The organism is Pseudoalteromonas sp. 20-MNA-CIBAN-0454 (assembly GCF_040308685.1).
Classification (GTDB): Bacteria; Pseudomonadota; Gammaproteobacteria; order Enterobacterales; family Alteromonadaceae; genus Pseudoalteromonas; species Pseudoalteromonas nigrifaciens.
This window is the reverse complement of record NZ_JBEOOB010000198.1, coordinates 1-257: the sequence shown is the minus strand read 5'-3', so window position 1 is coordinate 257 and position 257 is coordinate 1. Positions and strand designations below refer to the sequence as shown.

Annotated in this window: 1 protein-coding gene; it reads right to left on the bottom strand. The window is 69.3% G+C overall.

What is annotated here, in order from left to right:
- Positions 1-257 (bottom strand): aldehyde dehydrogenase family protein (locus AAEZ22_RS18495; protein ID WP_352298527.1); only part of this gene is annotated, 257 nt, incomplete at both ends.

Below are 257 nucleotides of genomic sequence, written 5' to 3'. Positions count from 1 at the left end.
CCGTTCGATCAGGCTCTTGCCGCCGCGCGGCACGATCACGTCGACGTATTCGGTCATCGTGATCAGCTTGCCAACCGCCGCGCGATCGGCCGTCGCGACGACCTGCACCGCGTCCTGCGGGAGGCCTGCCGCCTCGAGCCCTTCGCCGATCAGCTTCGCGAGCGCCGCATTCGATTCGAGCGCTTCGGAGCCGCCGCGCAGGATCGTCGCGTTGCCGGACTTCAGGCACAGCGCGGCCGCGTCGATCGTCACGTTCG